We start from the raw sequence: 19,389 nt of genomic DNA, 5'->3' as shown, positions 1-19,389 counted from the left end.
CCCGCCGGGTCGCGCGACCCCGTCAGGCCCTCACCGCCCCCCCCCCCCCGCCGCCCCCCCCCCCCGCCCCCCCCGCCGGCCCCCCCCCCCCCCCCCCCCCCCCCCCCCCCGGCCCCCCCCCCCCCCCCCCCCCGGGGGCGCCCCCCCCCACGTTGCCGTAGGGGGGCGGGTCAGCTCTTGACGGTACCCTCGCGCAGCCGGTCGATCATGTGCCGGGTGGACTCGATCGGGCTCTCCTCGGGCAGACTCCGGGCCGGGAGTGCCTCGTTGAGCGCGGCCACCTTACGGTTCCACTCCTCCTGGCCCGCGAAGGGGATCGTCTCGCCCTCCTGGTAGGCGGGAAACCTGCGGTAGCTGTTGAGGCCGGCGGTGTCGGTGCCGCGCACGAGCAGCGGATCGAGGTAGATCCCCTCGCTGTAGATGCGCGTGGCCGTCGAGATGTAGCCGATGTCGAGGCCGCACCGCCGCTTGGCGGAGGTGTTCGCCTCCGAGCAGTGCAGCAGGTGGGGGTGGTGGATCGAGACGTCGCCCGGCTGGAGCTCGATGTCCACGACCCCGCACTTGTCCGCCCACTCCCGCACCAGTTCCTCGTCGGAGGTGGAGAACAGCATGTTGGGCTTGTCGGTGCGGGCCGACGGCTGGTGCAGCGGCAGGTGATGGCTGCCGGGAATCATCCGCAGGCAGCCGTTCTCCGTGGTGCTCTCGTCGATGGCCAGCCACACCGTCAGCGCCTCCATCGGCTCGAGCGCCCAGTACGCGCCGTCCTGGTGCCACAGCACCGGCTGGCCGTCGTAGGGAGGCTTGCAGATGTAGTGGGCGGTGAAGCAGGCGAGGCCCGGGCCGAGGAAGAACTCCGCGATGTCCACCAGACGGCGGTCGGAGACCAGGCGGGCCCAGAAGGCGTCGTTGCGGATCAGGGGGTGGTGGAAGTGTTCGGGGCGCAGGTCGGGATACTTCCGCGTCAGCCACTCGACGTGGGCCCGCGCCTCCTCCAGGACCTCCGGTGGCACCACGTTGCGGATGATCGAGAAGCCCTGTTCGTCGTACTCCGCCGAGGCCTTCTCCAGAACGCCTTCGCCAAGTCCAGTCATGCGCCAGCTCCTTTTTCTGTGCCAGGTGCTTGCCGTGCGAAACAATTTGTGCGGCCGCCACGGCGCCCCTGCCCGCCGGCTTCTAGCGGCCTGCGCGGCGCACGAAAAGGGAACGGCGGAAGAGGCGGGCCTGTGGGCTCATCACCACTCGAACGTCTCCCCTTGGCTCCGCTTCTCGATGCAGTACGTGCGGAAAGCCTCGGCCTTCGCGACGACTTCGTCGTCTCCCGACCGCCGAGCCGCCTCGACGTACCAGTCGAAGACGGTGGCGGCGTGTGAGTGCCGCTTGAAGTGGAGGTCGGCGAATCGGCGGAATCCCGACCGCATGTTCGCGGGGGTCAGGTTCCGGCAGGATTCCATGAGCTCTTCGAGTTCGGCCGCCGTCGGTTCGGGCCGGTCGATGATGCGGATCGGCTCGGTCGGAGGAATGTCACCGCGGATCTCGACCGGCTCGTCCGCGTCCGCGAAGTCGAGGCAGAGAGACAGCCGGGCGATGTCGGATGTGCTGCCCGCCGAATGCGGGTCGGTGGTGTGTATCTTCCACACCTCACCGCGCCGCAGGTGATAGACGGTCTCGTTCTCGGAATGCAGCGATTCCTCGGTCGTCCGCAGCGGAATCTGCACCCGTGTGCCCGGCTCCTCGAACTCCAGGAAGTCGACGTGCGGAGCCATCGCGCCGTCACGGAGACTGAAGACGCGCACCCACTGCAGTCGGTCCAGGGAGAAGTGGTTGCTCACCACGGACATGATGTTCGGCAGCTGTCTGCCGAGCTCGGTGAGGGTGAGACGGTCGCTGTGGGGCCGGAAGGCGATGTCGGACTTGGCGCCGCTGCCGTTGGCCAGAACATGGCACGACCACGCCCCGAAAGTGAGGGCGTCGTACTCGCCCTGGTATTCGTGGCGGTCCACGACGGACAGCTCGGAATCCAGGTCGTACGAGTTGATGGGCAGCACCGCGAGTCGTTGCGAGTTCAGCAACGAAATCCCCTTCAACGGAATGATGGTTTACGCGCCCGCCAGCTGCCGGGCGTAGCTCTGAGCCGTCACGGTATTTCTGCGAGAGATTCCTTGGCAACGGCATGGCCGCGCCCGCACCCGTGAGGCGTTATGGCCGTCGCGTTCCGCGATCCGGTCGGTGCGGCCCATGACATCGATGCGCCGGCCGGTGCAGGATCGGACGAGTCACACCTGTCCTGTCGGCGGGACAACCAACCCCCGGCAAGAGGTCCGTGCTGCCCCGCTGGCGGGACAGCGGAAAAAGGGAAGGCTGCCAATGGAATGGGGGCCGCAGGGCCACCGGCAAGGTGGCCGGGACGAGGCGTCACCATCACGCGCCGAGCCTTCGAGCGCGCCGGTGGGCCTCGTTCAGGAGATCGCTGAGCTATGGGGCGAATACCTCAACGACGGCGAGGTCGGAGCGGAGGACGACTTCTTCGCCCTCGGCGGCAATTCACTGATCGGAATCAAGATCATCGACCGGGTTTCCCAGGACTACGGCGTCGAACTGTCGGTGCGCGCCTTCTACTTGGCGCAGACGCCGGCCCGTGTCGCCGGTCTTGTCGCGCAGGGAAGGACGCTCACGTGAGGTTGACACCGGGCTCCGGTCCGGTCACCGGCCTCGACGGTGTGAACCTGTTCGACCTGGACCTCTACGAAACGGGCGACCCGCACCCGGTCTGGGACACGATGCGCGCCGAGGCGCCCCTGCACCATCAGCTCCTGCCCGACGGACGGGAGTTCTGGTCGGTGACCCGCCACGACGACGTCTGCCGCGTCCTCGGGGACCACCGGGAGTTCACCTCCGAGCGCGGCACCGTCGTCACCCACCTCGGGCAGGACGACGTGGCCTCCGGCCTGCTGATGACGTCCACCGACCCGCCCCGGCACACCCAGGTCCGCCGGGCGATCGGCAGCAGACTCACCGGGCGCGCCGTGGCCTCCTGGGAGGGGCGCATCCGGCGCGCCGTCGTCCGCTTCCTCCAACCGGCGCTCGCCGGGGACCCCTGGGACCTGGCCGAGCAGGCCCTGCGTCTCCCGGCGATCGTCACCGGACCCCTGCTGGGGATACCAGAGCGCGACTGGGACGAACTCGTGCAGCTGACCGCGATGGTGACGGCCCCCTCGGACCCGCACTTCCGGCACGGCAGCGAAGCCGCGACGCTCGCCATCTCCCACCACGAGCTGCTCGCCTATGTCACCGACTGGGTCGGGCGACGGCGATCTGCCGGAGGCGAGGACGGCAGCCTGCTCGACCACCTGATGAGCGTGCGTGCGGGCGGCGCCCCGCTGACGGACGAGGAGATCGCCTACGACGGCTACAGCATCCTCCTCGGCGCCAACGTCACGACGCCGCACACCGTGGCGGGCGCGGTCCTCGCGCTCGTCGAACACCCCGAGCAGTTCGCGAAGGCGCAGGCCGACCCCTCACTGGTTCGGCATCTGGTCGAGGAGGCACTGCGCTGGACCTCGCCCGCCTGCAACTTCATGCGGTACGCGACGGGTGAGACCCGGATCGGCGGCGGCACCGTCCCCGCGGGGGGCGCCGTCGTCGCGTGGATCGGGTCCGCGAACCGGGACGACGCCCACTTCCCCGACCCCCACCGGTTCGACGTCACACGAACCCCGAACCGTCATGTCGCCTTCGGGTTCGGACCGCACTACTGCATCGGCGCGCCGCTCGCCCGCATGACCCTGCGGATCTTCTTCGAGGAACTGCTCGACCGGTTCGCGTCGATCGGCCTCGCCGGCGAACCCCGGCACCTGCGGTCCTTCTTCATCGCGGGGATGACCCATCTCCCCATCGTCGCCCGGGAACGGACCACCGCATGAACCCCGGCCCCGCCACCGCCGCATCGCCGTGGTTCGCCCGGCCGCACCCCACCGACCGGCCCGCCCGGATCTTCTGCTTCCCCTACTCCGGGAGCGGAGCCTCGGCCTTCAGCGCCTGGCCCGCGTCGATCGACGACACCGAGATCTGCCCGCTCCAGTTCCCCGGCCGTGAGAACCGGCTCGCCGAGCCCCACTACGGCACCTACGGGAAACTCGCGGCCGACCTGGCCGAGGCCCTGCGGCCCCGTCTCGACCGGCCGTTCGCGTTCTTCGGACACTGCGCGGGCGCGCTGCACGCGCTGGAGACCGCGGCCCTGCTCCCCGGCCTGGGGCTGCCGCGGCCGGACTGTTTCGTCGTGTCGGGCCAGGCGCCGCCGCACGACGGCCCCCGTGACCGGATGCTGAGCATGACCGAGGCCGAGCTGCGCGGCGAGCTGGAAACGGTCGTCCGCAGCCGGGGCATCGACCCGCGGCCGGACATCGTCGACCTGGGAATGGCCGTCCTGCTGAAGGACCTCGCCGCCGCACGGGAGTACCGGCGGACGGAACCGGTCCCGCTGGGCTGCCCCCTCGTCGTCCTGCACTGGCGCGACGACCCGGACGTGAGCCTCGACCAGCTCCAGGGGTGGCGGCAGTACTCGGACACCGTCGAGCTCCACGTCATCGACGGCGGCCACCACGCCTTCATGAACCCCCCGCACGAACTGCAGGAGTTGGTGACTTGCTGGCGGTGAGTGCCGTGAGACCGCCGTCAGCCGAAGAGGCCGGAGAGGGGCAGCATGAGGAGCACAGCCGCGGACATAGCAGTCGTCGGGATGTCGTGCCGTTTTCCCGGTGTGCGGAACCTGGGGCAGTTCTGGCGACTCCTGCTCGACGGGAAGTCGACCGTCGGCGTGTTTCCCGGGCAGCGGGCCGTCGACGTGCGGCCCCCGTCCCATCCGGACGCGGCCACGGTGACCGCGGGTTCGTTCTTCGACTCCGTCGACCTGTTCGACGCGGACTTCTTCGGCATCCCCGCGGAGGAGGCGGTCGCCATGGATCCCGTCCAGCGACTGGGCCTCGAACTCGCCTGGGAGGCCGTCGAGGACGCCCGCGTGCCGGCGGCCGCGCTCGCGGGCCGCGGGGTCGACGTGGTGGTCGCTGGCGCACCCTCCGGGTACGAGCTGCTGCGCAAGCTGTCCGGCAGCGACCGGGACGACCACTACTCCGCGCTCGGATCGAGCGGGGCGCTGATCGCGAACCGGATCTCGAACCTGCTCGACGTCCGCGGCATGAGCCTGTGCGCGGACTCCGGCCAGTCCTCCTCGCTGGTCGCCCTGGCACTGGCCTGCGACCGGATCCGCAGCGGCGCGGTCGACATGGCGATCGCGGGCGGCGTGCACCTCATCGCCGACCCGGAATCCGGTCTCGGCCTGGCGAACCTGGGAGTCCTCTCGCCCGACGGGCGCTGCTTCACCTTCGACGAACGGGCCAACGGTTTCGCCCGGGGGGAGGGCGGAGCCTTCGTTGTCCTCAAACGCCGTGACCTCGCTGTCGCCGATCACGACCGCATCCACGCCGTGGTCCGCGGCTGGGGCGTCCGCAGCGGCGGCGCCACCACCCGGATGCCCGACCCCAGCGCCGAGGCACAGGCGGCGACCGTGCTGGCCGCGCTGGAGAGCACCGATGTGCCGTTCGACGGAGTCGGATACGTCGAGGCACATGGCACCGGCACCCGGCGCGGCGATCCCGCCGAACTGTCCGGCCTGCGCATGGTGTCCCGGCGGACCGGCAGGAGCCGCCCCTTGGTGGTCGGTTCGGTCAAGACGAACGTCGGCCACCTGGAGCCCGCCGCGGGCATCGTCGGACTGGTGAAGGCGGCGCTCTGCATCGAGCACGCCCAGCTGGTCCCGAGCCTGAACTACCGGTCGCCCCACCCCTCGGTCCCGGACTTCCACGAGGACTTCGAGGTACTACGAGCGGCGCGGCCCTGGCCGAGCACGCCCGGACGGCCGAGACGGGCCGGGGTGTCGGCCTTCGGCATGGGCGGCACCTACGCGCACGTGATTCTCGAACAGGCCCCGCAGGAGGAACAGGCCCCGGAGGAGCAAGCGGCTCCGGCTCCCGGTGCCGCGCACGGTCGAGGTGCCGTCGCCGCGGGTTCGGGAGTACTGCCGTGGGTGCTGTCCGCGCGGTCCGAGCCCGCGCTGCGGGAACAGGCGGCGCGGCTGCGGGACCACCTGTCCGCGGACGCCACCCTGTCCGCCGCCGACGTGGGGCATTCGCTGCTGACCACACGGACGCACTTCGCGCATCGCGCGGTGGTGCTGGGCGACGACCGTGCCGAATCCCTGGCCGCGCTCGATGCCCTCGCGGCGGGCGGGGACGCGGCGCGGTCGGTACGGGGGACGGCCACGGAGCAGACCGGCCCGATCGTCTTCGTGTTCCCCGGACAGGGGTCTCAATGGGTGGGCATGGGACGGCGGTTGTACGCACAGTCCGAGGTCTTCGCCGACCGGATCGATGCGTGCGCCCGGGCGCTGGCGCCCTGGACGGACTGGTCGCTGATCGACGTCGTGACCGGCGCGGAGCCGGCCGCCTCGCTGGACCGGGTGGACGTGGTCCAGCCGGCGCTGTTCGCCGTGATGGTGTCGCTGGCGCAGGTGTGGCGGTCCTTGGGTGTGGTGCCCGACGCGGTGGTGGGGCACTCGCAGGGCGAGATCGCCGCGGCGTGCGTGTCGGGCGGCCTCACTCTCCAGGACGCGGCGAAGGTCGTCGCTCTGCGCAGCAGGGCGCTGACCGAACTGACCAGCTTCGGCGGGGGAATGAGCGCGGTCTCCGCGTCTCCCGACTGGGTGCGCGACCGACTGCCGCGGTGGTCCGGGCGGCTGTCCACGGCCGCGGTCAACGGGCCGGGCTCCGTGGTGATCTCCGGGGACGGAGCGGCTCTCGACCAGTTCGCGGCGATGGCCGCCGGTGAGCAGGTGCGGGTGCGCCGGGTCAAGGTGGACTACGCCTCCCACTCCCGCCACGTCGAACGTGTCCGTGCGCGGCTGCTCGACGCCGTCGCGGATCTCGCGCCGCGCAGCTCGTCCATGACGTTCCACTCCACGGTCACCGGGCAACCCCTCGACACGCGCGCGCTCGACGCCTCGTACTGGTACGAGAACCTGAGCTCCACCGTGCTCTTCGGCACAGTGGTGGAAGGCCTCCTGCGCGGCGGCGCCGGTGCGTTCGTCGAGGTCGGTCCGCACCCGGTGCTCGACGTGGCGATGGCGGAGACGGCCGACTCGCTGGCGGTGACGCCGCCGATGGTGGGCACCCTGCACAAGGGCGACGGAGGGGTGAGTGACGTCCTGCTGTCGGCCGCCGAGCTCCACGTGCGCGGAGTGCCGGTCGACTGGCAGCCGTTGTTCACCGCCCACCGGCCGCGCAGAATCGGACTTCCCGCCTACGCGTTCCAGCGGCGGCGGTACTGGCTGACGGAGCCCGATGCCGACGGCACGGCCCCCGGGACCACCCGTCTGGACTCCGAACGCGCCGTCCTCAGTCTGGTGAGCGCCGAGGCTGCGGCGGTGCTGAGCCGCTCCGCGGATCTGCCGGGCCAGGGCGTCCGGCCAGACCCGGACGTCTCCTTCAAGGACCTCGGCCTCGACTCGTCGATGGCCGTGCGCCTTCGCAACCGCCTCGCCGCGGCGGCGGGCGTCCGGCTGCCGGCCACCGTCGCCTTCTCCCACCCCACCGCGCGCAAGCTCAGCCGGCACCTCTACTCCCTGCTCGCACCGGAGCCCGCGGACCCCCTGGATGCCCCGGAAGCGACGGCCCGGGCCGACGCCGAAGGCTGCGGCGACGATGAGTTGTTCGAACTGATCGACCGCGGATACGCCTAGGCCCGCGCAGCAACACGTACTCGTCCGTCAGGCCCGTCCGTCAGATCCGTTCGTCAGGACCGTCCGTCAGATCGTTCAGGGAGGCATGGGTGGAGGACGTCAGCAAGCTCCGGTCCTACTTGCGACGCGCCGTCAGCGATGCGCAGGCTCTGCGGGAACGCGTGCGCGAGCTGGAGGAATCCGCTCACGAGCCCGTCGCGATCGTGGGCGTGGGGTGCCGCTTCCCCGGGGGCGCGACAACCCCCGAAGGACTGTGGACCGTGGTCTCCGACGGCGTGGACGCCATCGGGGACTTTCCGCGGGATCGAGGATGGCACCTCGAGGAGATCCACGATCCGGACCCCCTGGCGCACGGCAAGTCCTACCTCCGCACGGGCGGGTTCCTGCCCGGGCTCGCCGACTTCGACGCGGCGTTCTTCGGGATCAGTCCGCGTGAGGCGCTGGCCATGGACCCGCAGCAGCGGCTGATGCTGGAGATCTCGTGGGAAGCGCTGGAGCGGGCGGGCATCGTGCCTGCCGGACTGCACGGTTCGGCGACCGGCGTGTTCACGGGGATCTACGGGGTCGACTACGGACCGCGGATGGGCGAGGAGGCGGCCGCGGAGGTGGAGGGCCTGCGTATCACCGGCACGTATCCCAGCGTGGCCTCGGGCAGGGTGGCGTACGTGCTCGGCCTGCACGGCCCGGCCGTCTCGTTCGACACCGCGTGCTCCTCGTCGCTGGTGGCCGTCCACCAGGCCGTGCGGTCCCTGCGGTCGGGGGAGTGCACGCTGGCGCTCGCCGGCGGCGTGTCGGTGCTGCCCACCCCCGGTCTGTTCGTGGAGGGCTCGCGGCAGCGCGGCCTGGCCGCCGACGGACGGTGCAAGTCGTTCGCCGAGGCCGCCGACGGCACCGCGTGGGGCGAGGGTGCCGCCGTGCTGGTGCTGGAGCGCCTGTCGGACGCGCGGCGTCACGCGCGGCGGATCTGGGCGGTGATCCGGGGCTCCGCGGTCAACCAGGACGGGGCGTCCAACGGGCTGACCGCGCCGAGCGAACCGGCGCAGCGGCGAGTGATCCGGGCCGCCCTCGCCGACGCCAGGCTGTCGCCCGGTGACGTGGACGCGGTGGAGGCGCACGGCACCGGCACACGGCTGGGTGACCCCATCGAGGCGGAGGCCCTGCTCGCCACCTACGGGCAGGACCGGGCCGTGGACGATCCGTTGTGGCTGGGTTCGCTGAAGTCGAACATCGGCCACACCCAGGCGGCAGCGGGCGTCGGCGGAATGATCAAGATGATCATGGCCATGCGGCACGGAGTGCTGCCCAGAACGCTTCACGTGGACCGGCCGACGCCGCACGTCGACTGGTCTTCCGGAGCGGTACGGCTGCTGACCGAGGCCAGGGACTGGCCCGGCGCGCCGGGGCGTCCCCGCCGTGCGGGGGTCTCGTCCTTCGGGGTCAGCGGCACGAACGCGCACGTCGTCCTTGAGCAGGCACCGGAGCCCGAGCAGGTACCCGAGCCCGAGCAGGCACCCGTCTTCCCGCAGGCACCCGAGGGGGAGCTCGCCTCGTCCTGTCCGGCGGAGAGCCCGGTACCGGGCCGAAGGCCGGCCGACGCCCCGGTGGCGGTGCCCTGGGTGTTGTCCGGCCGGTCGCCGGAAGCCCTGCGCCAGCAGGCCCGGCGGCTGCGGGACCACGTCGCCGCGCACCCCGGCCTGATGGCCCCTCAGGTCGGCCGGTCGTTGATCGGTACGCGCTCGCTGTTCGAGCACCGGCACGTGGTGATCGGGGCGGACCGCGAGGAGCTGCTCACCGGCCTCAGCGCCGTGGCCGAGGGCCGCGGACACCTCGCCGGCGTGGCCTCGGGCGTCGCGAAGCCGGTCGGCAGGACGGTCTTCGTGTTCCCGGGGCAGGGAGCGCAATGGGCGGGCATGGGCGCGGAGCTGTGGCAGACGTGCCCGGTGTTCGCCGAGCAGATGCGAGCCTGCGCCGAGGCCTTGGATCCCTGGGTGTCCTGGTCGTTGATCGACACGGTGTGCGGCGGCCCGGAGGCGGCGGATCTGGACCGCATCGACGTAGTCCAGCCGGTGCTGTTCGCCGTGATGGCGTCGCTGGCGCAGGTGTGGCGGTCGTTGGGCGTGGTGCCGGACGCCGTGGTCGGACACTCCCAGGGCGAGATCGCCGCGGCGTACGTCGCGGGCGCCCTGACGCTGCCGGACGCCGCCAGGGTCGTCGCCCAGCGGTCACGCCTGCTGGCCACGACGGCCGAAGAGGGCTGCACGGCCGGGATCGTGGCGGCCGAACACCGGGTGCGTCGGCTGCTGGACCGGCTCGGGTCCCGGGCTGTGATCGCAGCCGTCAACGGACCGTTCTCGACCGCGGTCTCGGGTGACACGGCAGCGGTCGAGGAACTGCTCGCCGCGTGCGAGGCGGAGGGCATACGCGCCCGCCGGATCCCCGCGAGTGTGCCCGGACACTCGCCGCTCCTGGACAGGTTCGAGGCCCGCCTCACGGAGGACCTCGCCCCCGTCACGCCCGTCTCCTCACCGGTGGCGTTCCACTCGACGGTGACTGGCGGCCTGCTCGACACGGCGGAGCTGGACGCCGCCTACTGGTTCCGGAACCTGAGAGAGCCGGTCCGGTTCGGCGACACCCTGGGCAGCTTGCTCGGCCAGGAGCGCAGCGTGTTCGTCGAGATCAGCTCGCACCCGCTGCTCACCGTCAACATCCAGGAGATGCTCGATGCCCACGAGGACGCCGACGGCGTGGTGGTGGGTTCACTGCGCCGCGGCGACGGCGGTCTCGCGCGGCTGTACCGCTGGGTGGGCGAGGCGTTCGTCTCGGGTCTCGACGTGTCATGGGAGGCGGCGTTCCCGCACACGGACGGCCGGTGGGTGGAGCTGCCGACGTACGCCTTCCAACGGCAGCGGTACTGGTTCGACGCCCCGCACGGCACCGGCACCGGCCCCTCGACCGTCGGCGCCGCGACGGCAGGGCCCGGCGAGGAAGAGCAGGGCGGCGCGGTGGTGGACAGCGGACGGCTGTCGCGGCTGCACCGGGTGGAATGGGAGCCGTGCGCCGTTCCCGTCGGCGCGACCGAGACACGGTACGCCGTGGTGGGAGCTCCCTCCGAGGTCGCGGCATCCCTGGGGCACGACGCCACGGTCGTCGCCGACCTCGATGAACTGGCGGAGTCCGGGCGGGCGATCCCCCCGGTCGTCCTGGCCTTCGTCGACCCGCCCGAAGCCGGCGACGATGCCTGCGCCACCGCCGGGCGGAACCTCCACCGGGTGCTGCGATGGACCCAGGCCTGGCTTTGCGACCAGCGGTTCTCCGGCAGGCGCCTGGTCGTCGTGACCCGTGACGCGGTCCACGACGACACACCCCGGCCCGATCCCGCCGCGGCGGCGGTCTGGGGCTTCGTCCGCAGCGCGCAGACCGAGAACCCGGACCGGTTCGTGCTCGTGGACACCGACGACCGGAGCGCCTCGTGGGCATGCCTCCCGGCGGCCGCCGGGACGGGGGAACCCCAGCTGAGGATCCGCGGCGGAGCGATGTCCAGCCCACGACTGACGCCGGTCGGCGAGTCCGAACCGGCCGAGGCCGGTCCCCGTCTCGACGCTGGGACGGTACTGATCACGGGAGGCACCGGCGGACTGGGTGCCCTGCTGGCCCGCCACCTCGCGCACCGCCACGGTGTCCGCCGATTGGTGCTGACCAGCAGGCGCGGACCGGCGGCGCCCGCGGCGGCCGGGCTCCGCGGCGAACTGGCCGCCGTGGGCGCGCACGTGGAGACGGTCGCCTGCGACGTCACCGACCGTGCGGCCGTCGCCGGCCTGATCGCGTCGGTGCCGAAGGAGCATCCCCTCACCGCCGTGGTCCACTGCGCGGCCGCTCTGGACGACGGAGTCCTGGCGGCGCAGACCACGGACCGCGTCGACGCGGTGCTTGCCCCGAAGGCCCGCGGCGCCTGGCACCTGCACGAGCTGACCAGGCATCTGGACCTGTCCGCGTTCGTGCTGTTCTCCTCGGTCGCGAGCGTGCTGGGGACAGCCGGGCAGACCGGCTACGCGGCTGCCAACGCGTTCCTCAACGGGCTGGCGGCGAGCCGGCGCGCCGATGGCCTGGTCGCCGACGCGTTGTGCTGGGGCTACTGGGAGCATCCCAGCGAACTCGGCGCCGCTCTGCGGGAAGCGGACATCGCCCGCCTGCGGCGGCAGGGCGTGCGGCCGATGCCGCCGCACGAAGGCCTGGCGCTCTTCGACACGGCGATCTCACGCGACGAGCCGGTGCTGGTACCGGCGCGCCTGGACCGTTCCGCGCTCGGTGCGCTGCGCGGCGGCCGCACCGTTTCCCCGCCCCCGCGCGGCACGACCGGGGCGTCCGCTGTCCCCGACCGTACGGAGCCGCGTGACACCGCCGCCCCGGACATCGCCCGGCAGATCAGGTCCCTGCCGCGGGCCGGTGCCGAGGCGGTGCTGGTCGAGGCCGTTCGAGCGGAGACCGGACGTGTCCTCGGCCACGACGGGACCGCGCCCGTCGAACCCACCGCCGCGTTCCGGGACCTCGGCCTGGATTCGCTGATGGCGGTCGAACTGCGGAACAGGCTCGCCGCGCTGACCGAGCTGAAACTGCCCGTCACGCTAGCCTTCGACCATCCCAGTCCGCGTGCCGTCGCGGAATACCTGATGGCGTGCGTCGACCCGGGCGGACCCGCCGTCCAGCAGTCTTCGGCCCAGCCCCTGACGAGCGAGATCGTGGCACTGGGCAACCGGCTGGAGGAAGCCCTGCCGGACCTCGCGGGCGACGACCGGGCCGCCGTGGCCAAGCTTCTCGGCGAGTTGCAGGGCCGGGTCCGTCCGACACCGGACGACGCGGCGACGGGCGAGGTCGCCGACCGCATCAGCGCGGCCTCGGCCGAAGAGCTTCTCTCGCTGCTGGACGAGGAGCTCGGCTAGCCGTGCCGCCGCGGCCGAGCCGGCACAGGCGCGGTCCGGCGAGCACCGCACGATCGACCGACCGAACACACTCCCAGGGAAGAGCGATGACTGACGACGACAACGCTCGTCTTCTCGACTACCTCAAGCGGACATCGCTCGAGCTGATCGAAACACGGTGGCAGCTCAAGGAGTTGACGGAGGCCGCCGCCGAGCCGATCGCGGTCGTGGGTGTCGCGTGCCGCTTTCCGGGGGGAGTGGCCTCGCCGGAAGCCCTCTGGGACCTCGTGCAGGCCGGCCGGGACGCCGTCTCGGACTTCCCGGCGGACCGAGGCTGGGACCTGGAGCGTCTCTACGACCCGGATCCGGACCGCCCGGGGACTTGCTCCACGCGGTCGGGCGGGTTCCTGCGGGACGCCGGCGACTTCGACGCCGACTTCTTCGGGATCAGCCCGCGCGAGGCGCTGGCCGCCGACCCCCAGCACCGGCTGCTGCTGGAGACCTCCTGGGAATCGCTGGAACGGGCAGGCATCGACCCGTCGACCCTGCGCGGCACTGCCACCGGGGTCTTCGCCGGCCTGGCGTACTTCGGCTACGGGAACCACCACGTCACCCCCGAGGCCATCTCGGGTTACGGACAGACCGGCGCGCTGCTGAGCGTGGCGTCCGGGCGGGTGTCCTACGCGCTGGGCCTGGAGGGGCCGGCGCTGTCCATCGACACCGCGTGTTCGTCCTCGCTGGTGGCCGTCCACCAGGCCGTACGGTCCCTGCGCCAGGGCGAGTGCTCGCTCGCCCTGGCCGGAGGCGCCACGGTCATGGCGACGACCCAGGTGTTCCGGGAGATGTCGCGGCAGCGCGGCCTGGCGGCGGACGGCCGCTGCAAGGCCTTCGCCGACGCGGCCGACGGCACCGGCTTCTCCGAGGGCGCCGGCGTACTGGTACTGGAGCGGCTGTCCGACGCGCGGCGCCACGGCCGGCGGATCTGGGCACTGATCCGAGGGTCGGCCATCAACCAGGACGGCGCGTCCAACGGCATGACCGCACCCAACGGCCCGGCCCAGCAGCGGGTGATCCGGGCGGCGCTGGAGAACGCCCGGGTACGGGCGAGCGATGTGGACGTGGTGGAGGCGCACGGGACCGGCACGACCCTGGGCGACCCCGTGGAGGCGCAGGCCGTCCTGGCCACCTACGGGCAGGAGAGGGACCCCCACCGGCCGCTGTGGATCGGCTCGTTGAAGTCGAACATCGGTCACACGCAGGCGGCCGCGGGCGTCGGCGGCATCATCAAAATGATCATGGCGATGCGTCACCGGATCATGCCCAGGACGTTGCACGTGGACCGCCCGACGCGCCACGTGGACTGGTCGGCCGGGGCGGTGGAGCTGCTGACCGGCGCGACCAAGTGGCCGCAGACCGCGGGCCGCCCCCGGCGCGCGGGTGTCTCCGCCTTCGGCGCCAGCGGCACGAACGCGCACCTGATCCTGGAGGAAGCCCCCGCAGAGGAGCCGCCGCCCGCTGCCGCCCCCGTGCCCGGCGGCGCGGGAAGCCTGGTGCCGTGGGTCGTGTCGGCACGGTCGCGGGAGGCGCTGCGGGCCCAGGCGAAGAAGCTGCACGCCTTCGCCGCCGGCAAGGGCCCGGACCTCGCGGACGTCGGGTCGTCCCTCGTGTCGAGCCGGTCGGGCTTCGACCACCGGGCGGTCGTCCTGGGCAGGGACCGGGACGAGTTGCTGACCGCTCTGGCCGCGTTGAGCGACGGCACGGAGACCGCGAGCGTGATCGAGGGTGTCGCCACCGGCCAGGGCGGCGGCACGGTCTTCATGTTCCCCGGCCAGGGATCGCCGTGGGCGGGTGTGGCCGGGCAGCTCTACGCGGTCTTCCCCGTCTTCGCCCGGAGCCTGGACGAGGTGTGCGAGCGGCTCGACCGCCGGCTGCCCTTCGCGTTGAAGCCGCTGCTCCTGGCCGACGCGACCGGGCAGGACCGGCAGGAGGCGCAGCGCACGGACATCGCACAGCCCGCGCTCTTCGCCCTCCAGGTGGCTCTCTACCGGCTCGTGACGCACTACTGCGGACAGCCCGACCGCCTGCTCGGGCACTCGGTCGGGGAGATAGCCGCCGCGCACGTCTCCGGTGCCCTCGACCTCGACAGCGCGGCCGGGCTCGTGGCCGCGCGGGGGCGGATCATGCAGCTCGCCGAACGCGGCGCCATGCTGGCGGTGCGTGCCTCGGAAGCCGACCTGGACGCGCTGCTCGCCGAGTTCGGCCGGGTCGGCATCGCCGCCGTCAACGGCCCGGACTCGGTGGTGGTCTCGGGCGACCGTGACGAGATCGCCGTGCTGCGGGAGCGACTGACGGCCCGCGGCACCTCCGCGAAACAGCTCGACGTCGACCACGCCTTCCACTCCCCGCTCATGGACACGGTCCTGGACGAGTTCGCGGAGGCCATCGACAAGATCCCGGCGGGAAGCATGGCGATCCCGGTGATCTCCACGCTGTCCGGCCGCGAGGTCACCGCGGAGCAGCTCACGTCCGTCGCGCACTGGGTGCACCACATACGCCGGCCCGTACGCTTCTTCTCGGCCGTGGAGTGCGCCCGCGCGGTCGGCACGAGCGTCTTCCTCGAGGCCGGACCGGGAGCCGGCCTCACCGGAATCACCAAAGAGGCGTTCGTCGGCGTGGGAGCCGACGACGCGATGGTCCTGTCGGTGTCACGGCGGGGCCGCGCGGCCGTCGACACGCTGATCCGCTCGCTGGCCCAACTGCACGTCGCGGGGCGGCCCGTCGACTGGGACGCCCTGTTCGGAGCGCGCCGCCGCGTGGATCTCCCGACGTACGCGTTCCAGCGCCGCCGGTACTGGCTGGACTTCAGGGCCACGACGGGCACGGCGGAGGTGTCCGGCGCCGGTCTGACCGATCCGCGCCATCCGATGCTGGGTGCCGTGGTGGACCACCCCGGCACCGATGACATCGTGTTCACGGGCCTGTGGTCGCTGCGCACCCACGCGTGGCTGGCCGACCACGCCGTGTTCGGCGCTGCCGTGGTGCCGGCGACGGCCTTCCTGGACCTCGCGCTGTCGGCGGGCGGCTTCGTCAGCTGTGCGACGATCGAGGAACTGTCCCTGGAAGTCCCCCTGGTGGTTCCCGCGTCGGGCGACGTACAGGTGCGGATCGTCGTCGGGGCAGGGGACGAAACGGGGCGCCGCTCGCTGAACGTGTATGCGCGCCCCGCCGCGGAGGACAGCCCGGACGGCCCCTGGACCCGCCACGCGACAGGCGGCCTGACACCCGCCCCCGCGAGCACCGGGACCACCTCCCCGCTCGCTGCCTGGCCGCCTGCCGGAGCGGAACAGGTCGACATCAGCGGCCTGTACGACACCTTCGCCCACGTGGGTTTCGACTACGGGCCCGCCTTCCGCGGCTTGCGGGAGGTGTGGCGGCGCGGCGACGAACTCTTCGCCGCGGCCACGCTGCCCCCGGCGGCCGGTGACTCCACCGGCCACGGATTCACCCTGCACCCGGCCCTGCTGGATACCGCGCTGCACGCCGTGGTGGCCGGTGGCGTCGTCACGTTCGAGGAGGGCCGGGGATGGCTGCCCTTCTCGTGGTCCGCAGCCGTGTCGGCCGGGGTGTGCGGCTCGACTGTGCGGCTTCGGATCACCCGGGTCGACGACGGCGTCGTGACCGTGACGGCCGCCGACGAGAGCGGCCGCGAGATCGCGCGCATCGGAGCGCTGACGTTCCGGCCGACGAGTGCCGAGCAGCTGCGCACGGCGGGCGGCGGCCGCACACCGTCCCTCTACGAGCTGGAGTGGGTGCCGGTCCGGCCCCGGACGGGTGAGGTCCCCCGTGAGCCGTGGGCCGTCCTCGGCGCGGGCGCCGGCCTGGCCGGCGAACTCCGCGCGGCCGACGGCATCGAGGTCCGCCCGCACCCGTCCATGGACTCGGTCGTCGCGGGGGAACCACCCCGGCACGTCGTCCTGTGCCCGGACGACTTCGCTGATGCCGATGCCGGTCTGCTGGGCTCGGTCGGCACGGCGGACGCCCGAGTCCTCGGCTGGACCCAGCGGTTCCTCGCCGAGACGTCGCTCGCGGAATCGACGCTGGTCGTCCTCACCCGCCTGGCGCTCGACACCGGCCGGGGCGAGAGTGTGGAAAGCCTGCCCGGCGCCTCCGTCTGGGGGCTGATCCGCTCCGCGCAGTCCGAGCATCCCGGCAGGATCCGGCTGGTGGACACCGACGGCGAGGACACGTCCTGGGCCCAACTCCACCACGCGCTCGCCCTCGACGAGGATCAACTGGCTTTGCGCAGCGGGACGTTGCTCGTCCCCCGCCTGGCCTCCGCCCGGCCCGCCGGCCACCGCGTCGAGCCACCCGCGGACGGCGCCCATCGGCTGGGCATCGTGGACAAGGGGACCCTGGAGAACCTCACCTTCGTCCCCTGTCCCGAGGTGGAGGCCCCCCTCACCAGCGGCCAGGTCCGTGTCTGCGTACAGGCCGCGGGACTCAACTTCCGCGACGTCACGATCGCTCTGGGACTGGTGGAGGGCACGACCTTCGACGCCGGGATCGGCAGCGAGGGCGCCGGAACCGTGCTGGAGGTGGCGGACGACGTCACCGGTCTCGCCCCCGGTGACCGTGTGATGGGCATGCTCCCCGGCGCGTTCGGCCGCGTGGCGGTGGCGGACCACCGCCTGCTCATGCCCGTCCCCGACACATGGAGTCACGCCGAGGCGGCGTCCGTCCCGGGCGCGTTCCTCACCGCCTACTACGCCCTCTTCCATGTGGCGCGGCTGGAGAAAGGGCAGCGGATTCTCATCCATGCCGCCGCCGGCGGGGTGGGAATGGCCGCCGTCCAGCTGGCGCAGCACATCGGCGCCGAGGTCTATGCGACCGCGAGCCCGGCGAAGTGGCCCGCCCTGCGTGAGCTGGGACTGGACGACGCCCACCTGGCGTCGTCACGGGACCTGAGGTTCGCCGACACGTTCCTCGCCGCCTCCGGTGGCCGGGGCGTGGACGTGGTGCTCAACTCCCTGGCGCGTGAGTTCGTCGACGCCTCCCTGCGACTGCTCCCTGAGGGCGGCGGTTTCGTCGAGATGGGCAAGACCGACATCCGCGATCCCCGGCAGATCGCCGCGGAGCATCCTGGCGTCGGCTATCGGGCCTTCGACCTCTACGAGGCGGGACCGGCGGCGATCCACGTCATGTTCCGCGCGGTCATGGAGCTGTTCACCGCCGGGCAGCTGCGGCCGAGCCCGGTCTCGGTCCGCGACATCCGTGACGCGCCCAAGGTGTTCCGCGAGATGAGCCAGGGCCGTCATACCGGAAAGCTGGTCCTCGACATCGGCGGGGGCCTCGGCGGCGGCACCGTGCTGGTCACCGGCGGGACCGGGGGAGTGGGCTCACTGGTGGCCCGCCACCTCGTCGCCGAGCACGGTGTCCGCAGCCTGGTACTCGCGAGCCGTCGCGGCAGCACGGCACCCGGCGCGTCCGAACTGGTCGCGGACCTGGAGAAGGCGGGCGCCATCGTCAGCGTCGTGGAATGCGACGTGTCGGATCGCGCGGCCGTGGCAGGCCTGCTGGCGCGCATGCCCGCCGGACATCCGCTGACGGGGGTGGTGCACGCGGCGGGCGAGCTGGCGGACAAGACGTTCGCGTCCCTGACCGCGCAGGATCTCGACGACGCGCTACGGGCCAAGGCGGGCGGCGCGGTCAACCTGCACGAGCTCACCAGGGGACGGCCACTCTCCGCGTTCATCCTCTTCTCCGCGCTGGCCGGCACGCTCGGCATGGCAGGACAGGCCAACTACGCCGCCGCCAACGGGTTCCTGGACGGTCTGGCGGCACAGCGCGCGCAAGCCGGACTGCCCGGCACGTCCCTGTGCTGGGGATGGTGGGAGCAGACCAGCGGCATGACCGAGGACCTGGACGAGACGGATCTCGCGCGCGTCCGGCGCCTGGGCGTCGCCCCGATGCCGACACCGGAGGCGCTGGCCGCCTTCGACGCCGCACGTACGCTCGGCAGCGCCGTCGTGATCCCGGCCCGGCTGAACCTTTCGGCGCTGCGGAAGAAGACCGGTGACCAACTGCCGCTCCTCCTGCGTGGCCTCGTCGACGACGGCCGCCCACGTCCGGCAACGGACAGCGCCGCCGACGCCCGCGGCCTGCCCGCCACCTTGGCCACGCTGCCACGTGAGCAGGCGAAACCGGTCGTGCTGGACTGGGTCCGTGACCACGTGGCCGTCGTGCTCGGATATCCCACCGGCGGTGACGTCGACGCGGACCTGCCGTTCACCCACCTCGGCTTCGACTCCCTGACCTCCGTCGAACTGTGCAACCGCCTGGCCTCCCGGACCGGACTGCGCCTGGCGTCCACCCTCGTCTTCAGTTATCCGACCCCCCGCGAGCTGGGCGGGCACCTCGTCGGCCGCCTTCTCCCGGCACCGCGCGTGACTCCGGTCGGGGACGAGGAGATCCGGGAAGTGCTGCGGACCGTCCCCATCGACAGGCTGCGCGACTCAGGGGTCCTCGAACAGGTCCTGGCCTGCGCGGACCCGGCGACGCCGGACGCGGCCGAGCCGGCCGAGGACGCGGTCACCGGCGCGGGCGGACTCGCGGCCATGGACCTGGACGCACTGGTCGACCTGGCCCTGGACGAGCAGGACGAGCTGGACGAGAGGGGCAACTGAC

Annotated in this window: 7 protein-coding genes and 1 pseudogene; 6 read left to right on the top strand and 2 right to left on the bottom strand. The window is 72.4% G+C overall.

Annotation, left to right across the window (positions count from 1 at the left end; translation table 11 throughout):
* Positions 1 to 170: 170 nt before the first annotated feature.
* Positions 171 to 1,091, bottom strand: coding sequence for a phytanoyl-CoA dioxygenase family protein (locus ACIBBD_RS35415; RefSeq protein WP_399423680.1), 921 nt, complete (start codon positions 1,089 to 1,091; stop codon positions 171 to 173).
* Positions 1,092 to 1,232: 141 nt separating this feature from the next.
* Positions 1,233 to 2,069, bottom strand: coding sequence for a putative nonproteinogenic amino acid hydroxylase (locus tag ACIBBD_RS35410; protein WP_399423679.1), 837 nt, complete (start codon positions 2,067 to 2,069; stop codon positions 1,233 to 1,235).
* Between the two features lie 295 nt (positions 2,070 to 2,364).
* Here ACIBBD_RS35410 and ACIBBD_RS35405 point away from each other — a divergent pair, with 295 nt between their 5' ends.
* The 6 genes and pseudogenes from ACIBBD_RS35405 (at position 2,365) to ACIBBD_RS35380 (ending at position 19,388) form a co-directional block, all read left to right on the top strand.
* Positions 2,365 to 2,676: a phosphopantetheine-binding protein gene (locus ACIBBD_RS35405; RefSeq protein WP_399423678.1), complete on the top strand. Its 312-nt coding sequence runs from the start codon at positions 2,365 to 2,367 to the stop codon at positions 2,674 to 2,676.
* Positions 2,673 to 3,920, top strand: coding sequence for a cytochrome P450 (locus ACIBBD_RS35400; protein ID WP_399423677.1), 1,248 nt, complete (start codon positions 2,673 to 2,675; stop codon positions 3,918 to 3,920). The genes ACIBBD_RS35405 and ACIBBD_RS35400 overlap by 4 nt, the downstream gene beginning before the upstream one ends.
* Positions 3,917 to 4,654 carry a thioesterase II family protein gene (locus ACIBBD_RS35395; RefSeq protein ID WP_399423676.1) on the top strand — a complete coding sequence of 246 codons (738 nt, stop codon included), beginning with the start codon at positions 3,917 to 3,919 and terminating at the stop codon, positions 4,652 to 4,654. Before ACIBBD_RS35400 ends, ACIBBD_RS35395 begins: the two co-directional genes overlap by 4 nt.
* 45 nt (positions 4,655 to 4,699) lie before the next feature.
* Entirely contained in the window at positions 4,700 to 7,789 is a 3,090-nt protein-coding gene (locus tag ACIBBD_RS35390) for a type I polyketide synthase (RefSeq protein WP_399423675.1), read from the top strand.
* A 101-nt stretch (positions 7,790 to 7,890) separates the two neighbouring features.
* Positions 7,891 to 12,726 (top strand): annotated as a pseudogene (locus ACIBBD_RS35385) (SDR family NAD(P)-dependent oxidoreductase); the annotation flags it as partial.
* Positions 12,727 to 12,812: 86 nt separating this feature from the next.
* Complete coding sequence (locus ACIBBD_RS35380) at positions 12,813 to 19,388, top strand: type I polyketide synthase (RefSeq protein ID WP_399423674.1); 6,576 nt, start codon at positions 12,813 to 12,815, stop codon at positions 19,386 to 19,388.
* Position 19,389 lies beyond the last annotated feature (1 nt).

The sequence above is a fragment of the Streptomyces sp. NPDC051315 genome (assembly GCF_044455165.1).
Lineage (GTDB): Bacteria > Actinomycetota > Actinomycetes > Streptomycetales > Streptomycetaceae > Streptomyces.
Note: the sequence above shows the minus strand (reverse complement) of the source record. Positions and strands in the feature narration are given on the sequence as shown.